Source organism: Cryobacterium tepidiphilum (assembly GCF_003716325.1).
Lineage (GTDB): Bacteria > Actinomycetota > Actinomycetes > Actinomycetales > Microbacteriaceae > Cryobacterium > Cryobacterium tepidiphilum.
In genome coordinates this window covers 1-4,310 of sequence record NZ_RDSR01000031.1, presented here as the reverse complement: position 1 = coordinate 4,310, position 4,310 = coordinate 1, and the positions used below count along the sequence as shown (strand labels likewise).

General features: G+C 68.0%; 6 protein-coding genes. 3 read left to right on the top strand and 3 right to left on the bottom strand.

What is annotated here, in order from left to right:
• On the bottom strand, positions 1–349 hold a 349-nt coding region (locus EEJ31_RS13710), incomplete at its 3' end, for an FGGY family carbohydrate kinase (protein WP_267897626.1).
• Between the two features lie 229 nt (positions 350–578).
• Between EEJ31_RS13710 and dhaK the strand changes: the two genes are divergently transcribed.
• From dhaK to dhaM, 3 genes are read left to right on the top strand one after another with little or no spacing between them, the layout of a single operon-like run.
• On the top strand, positions 579–1,580 hold the full coding sequence (gene dhaK, locus EEJ31_RS13705) for a dihydroxyacetone kinase subunit DhaK (RefSeq protein ID WP_123046849.1): 1,002 nt from the start codon (positions 579–581) through the stop codon (positions 1,578–1,580).
• Between the two features lie 10 nt (positions 1,581–1,590).
• On the top strand, positions 1,591–2,229 hold the full coding sequence (dhaL, locus tag EEJ31_RS13700; protein WP_123046848.1) for a dihydroxyacetone kinase subunit DhaL: 639 nt from the start codon (positions 1,591–1,593) through the stop codon (positions 2,227–2,229).
• On the top strand, positions 2,229–2,921 hold the full coding sequence (dhaM, locus tag EEJ31_RS13695; protein ID WP_233563918.1) for a dihydroxyacetone kinase phosphoryl donor subunit DhaM: 693 nt from the start codon (positions 2,229–2,231) through the stop codon (positions 2,919–2,921). Before dhaL ends, dhaM begins: the two co-directional genes overlap by 1 nt.
• A gap of 20 nt (positions 2,922–2,941) precedes the next feature.
• On the opposite strand, the gene EEJ31_RS13690 is transcribed toward dhaM, so the two are convergent.
• Positions 2,942–3,718 carry an amidohydrolase family protein gene (locus EEJ31_RS13690; RefSeq protein ID WP_123046847.1) on the bottom strand — a complete coding sequence of 259 codons (777 nt, stop codon included), beginning with the start codon at positions 3,716–3,718 and terminating at the stop codon, positions 2,942–2,944.
• A 208-nt stretch (positions 3,719–3,926) separates the two neighbouring features.
• Positions 3,927–4,310: HNH endonuclease signature motif containing protein (locus EEJ31_RS13935; protein ID WP_199727360.1), on the bottom strand; the 384-nt coding region annotated here is incomplete at its 5' end.

Sequence of the window (4,310 nt, the reverse complement as noted above, 5' to 3'; positions counted from 1 at the left end):
CGGCCGCGAACCGGTCCACGATCGGCTGCGTGCGGGTGTCCTGCCACACGATCGCGTTATAGACCGGCTCACCCGTCGTCTTGTCCCACACCACCGCGGTCTCCCGCTGATTCGTGATCCCCACCGCCTTGATGTTGTGGCGAGTGATGTTGGCCTTGGAGAGCGCCTGCCCGATGACCTCGCGCGTGTTGTCCCAGATCTCCTTCGGATCATGCTCGACCCACCCGGCCTTCGGGAAGATCTGCTCATGCTCCTTCTGCCCGGTCGACACGATGGAGCCGGACTTGTCGAAGATGATGGCCCGCGTGCTCGTGGTTCCCTGGTCGATCGAGAGGATGTAGTCCGTCATGGTGATACTCCTTCTGGTTTTCGGGTGATGACGTTTTTCGGGTTCGGTTGGTGTCAGGAGCCCTTGGCGGGGAGCGGATGCGTACACACTAGCGCGACGGATGCGTTGAAATACAGGCCTGCCGGGCCTTTACCCGAGCGAGGCGGCCAGCGTAAGTTGAGCAGTGGACCGGGCCGGGCCGGGGCGCGCAAGGAAGCGCGAATCGCACCTCGATCGAAGGGTTAGACCAGTGAAGAAACTCATCAACGATCCGAAGAACGTCGTCACCGAGGCGGTGGCCGGTTTCGCGGCCGCGCACCCCGACCTCGTTCGTGTGTCGGAGGATCCGCTGTTCATCGTGCGCCAGGACGCGCCGGTCGCCGGCAAGGTCGGCATCGTCAGCGGCGGGGGGAGCGGCCACGAGCCGCTGCACGGTGGTTTCGTCGGGCCGGGCATGCTCCACGCGGCCGTTCCGGGGCCGGTGTTCACGTCTCCGACGCCCGATCCGATTCTCGCGGCCACGAAGGCCGTCGACGGGGGAGCCGGTGTGCTCCACATCGTGAAGAACTACACGGGCGATGTGCTGAACTTCGAGACCGCTGCCGACCTTGCCGCCGCCGACGGCGTCGAGGTGCGGTCCGTGGTGGTCAACGATGACGTCGCGGTGAAGGACTCCCTGTATACGGCCGGTCGTCGCGGGGTCGCCGGTACCGTGCTGGTCGAGAAGATCGCCGGGGCCGCCGCTGAACGCGGCGACAGTCTCGACCAGGTCGCAGCCATCGCCGAGCGCGTCATCGGGCAGGTGCGGTCCATGGGCGTGGCCCTCACGCCGTCGGTCGTGCCGCACGCGGGAGAACCCAGCTTCACGCTGGAGGATGACGAGATCGAGATAGGCATCGGCATCCACGGTGAGCCGGGCCGCGAGCGGATCAAGCTGGAGCCGGCCGACGCCATCGCCGACCGCATGCTCGAGCCGATCGTTCAGGACCTCCCGTTCGCATCGGGTGACAAGGTGCTGCTGATGGTCAACGGCATGGGTGGAACGCCCCAGGTCGAGCTGTACATCCTGTTCAGGCGTGCGGCGGAGTCGCTGGCCGAGCAGGGCATCGACGTGGAGCGGAGCCTGGTGGGCAATTTCACGACCTCACTGGAGATGCAGGGCGCGTCGATCACGGTGCTCAAGCTGGACGACGAGATGGCGGCGCTCTGGGACGCGCCGGTGAACACCGCCGCGCTGCGGTGGGGGATGTAGAGGAGCGGTCGTGGGTCTGGACGGTGCGTGGGCGCGAGCTTGGCTGGAGACGAGTGCGGCCGTGGTCGCCGAGCACCGGGTGGAGTTGATCACCCTCGACCGCGCGATCGGCGACGGCGATCACGGTGAGAACCTCGACCGGGGGTTCCAGGCGGCCCTCGCAAAGGCAGGGGACCTTGCTCCCGACACCACCCCCGCCGACGTGCTGAAGCTCATCGCCACGACCCTGATCTCGACCGTAGGGGGAGCGGCGGGGCCGCTCTTCGGCACGGCCTACCTGAAAGCGGCCGGTGCAGTGGCCGGCAGCGACGACCTCGATGCGGATGCCGTGGTCACCCTGCTGACGGCGGCCCGGGACGGGATCGTGCTGCGGGGGAAGGCCGAGCCGGGTGACAAGACCATGATCGACGCCTGGACTCCGGCTGTGGATGCCGCAGCGGCCGCGCGGGACGCGGGTGCGGGGCCGGCGGCGGTGCTCGTCGCCGCCGCGGCTGCCGCCGAGGGCGGCGCGATCGCCACTGACCCGCTGGTAGCCCGCAAGGGCCGGGCCAGCTACCTCGGCGAACGTGCGATCGGGCATCGCGATCCGGGTGCGGCATCCACGGCACTGCTGCTGCGGGCCGCCGCGGATGTCGCGGGGGAGAGATAGTGGGCGACGGGAAGGTCGGCGTGGTATTCGTGTCCCACAGCGCGCTGATCGCCGAGGGACTCGTCGATCTCGCGCGCCAGATGGCGCCGACCGTGAACCTCGTCCCGGCCGGCGGTACCGATGCCGGTGGCATCGGGACGAGCTTCGAGAAGGTGTCGGCGGCGATCAGCGAGGCGGATGCCGGGCACGGCGTCGCCGTGTTGTGTGACCTGGGTTCGGCGATCCTCACCGCGGAGACCGCTCTCGACTTCCTCGATGATGTGCTGCGCGCGCGGGTGCGGGTCGTGGATGCGGCGCTCGTCGAAGGGGGAGTGGCGGCAGCGGTCACGGCGGAGACCGGGGGTGACCTCGACGCCGTCGAGTCATCCGCTCGATCGGCGGTCTTCGGACCGGTCTCCGAAGCACCGGCAGGGGCGGCGCCGGCCGCCGGCGGTGCCGGCTTCAGCCGCACCGTGGCCCTCACCAACAAGGATGGCCTGCACGCCCGGCCCGCCGCCGAGTTCGTCAAGCTCGCCAACACGTTTGCGGCGCGGGTGACCGTGAACGGCAAGGATGCCAAGAGCCTGCTGGGCATCATGGCGCTCGGCCTGGTGCAGGGGACGGACGTGACGATCGCGTCGGCTGACCCGGAAGGGGAGGACGCCGTGAACGCCCTCGCCGAGCTCGTCGCGAGCGGTTTCGGGGAATCCTAGGCAGGAACGCCCGTGGTCGACTACGGCAGCCGGTAAAGCGCCCGCCCGTTGGTCGACAGCACGGCCTCGACATGGTCGGCGCCCACGGCGTCGGCGACGCGGTCGAGGTCGGAGGGCTGGAAGGGGACACGCGCGCGCGTGGAGGGAAGGTCGGTGCCGAAGACCAGTCCAGCCGGGTTCGCCTTCACGATCGCCGCCATGAGCGCCTCGGGGTCGGAGACGTCCATGCGGCCGAAGCCCGTGGCTTTCACGACGAGACCGTTCTCTACGAGGTCGAGGAGCGTCCCGGTCGTGTCGTCGCTCATGCCCAGGTGGTCGACGGTGACCTGGGGGAGCCCGCGCAGCGTGTCGGCCAGGTCGGGCAGGTCTTTCGCGTCGACGTACAGTTCGCTGTGCCAGCCGGCAATGGCGTGAACGCGCCGGGCCAGCTGGTCGATCTCGGAGAGGCCGGCCGACCCGCCCCGGTAGAGGTTGAAGCGCACCGCGCGCACGCCCGCATCGTCGAGTTCCACGATGGTTTCGTCGGGCACGTCCGCGGGCAGCTGGGTCACGCCGACGTAACCGGGCCCCAACTTCTCGAGCGCGGCGAGGAGGTAGCCCTGGTCGAATGCCTGGAAGGAACCGCTGACGACGGCACCGCCGGTGACGCCGAGCGGTGCGACCTGGGTCACGTAGTCCTCCGCCGTGAAGGCGTCGGGGACGAATCCGTTGTTCGGCACCAACGGGAACCGCGGGTCGACGATGTGGAAGTGGGCGTCGAACACACCCTCGGGCAATGCGGCTGATATGGCGTTCATGCATCCTCTGTCGTCATTGAATGTGGAGCTTCCCTGAGCTGAGCGTCACTCTATCGTGGTCGTATCGCACAGAAGGAATTCGTTGCGCCGCACGGCCGCTCTCGTCAGGCTCACTGCGCCCGCTTCATTATGCGCGCGCTTCGCCATGTGGGCCCGCTTCATCATGTTGGCGGCGCGGTTCATGTGGGCGGCGCGGTTCATGCCCGGTTCAGGCGTGGGTCTGTTCGAGTTGGTCGAGGAGGCGGGTGGGTGATTTGGTGGCGGGTCGCCATCGTCCGGTTCTGTCGATCCAGGGTGGTGCTTTGATTTGTGGGGACCCGTCGATCATGCGGATTTCCCACCCGGATGTTTCGATGGTGCGGTGGTGGAACCAGCACAAACAGACACCGTTGTTGGTGTGGGTGGGTCCGCCGTCCCGGTCGGGCCAGACGTGGTGGATTTCTGTCCACGCGGCGGGGATGTCACAGCCGGGGATGATGCAGCCGCCGTCGCGGAGCATGATCGCGCGGCGTTGGGCCCGGTTGAAGGTGCGTTCCTTGGTGCCGAGTTCGACGATCTTGCCGTTTTTCTTGAGGACGACTTTTTGGAGGCC

Excerpts from the sequence above, each read along its gene's own strand:
- EEJ31_RS13690 (WP_123046847.1), bottom strand. The coding sequence starts at position 3,718 with ATGAACGCCATATCAGCCGCATTGCCCGAGGGTGTGTTCGACGCCCAC.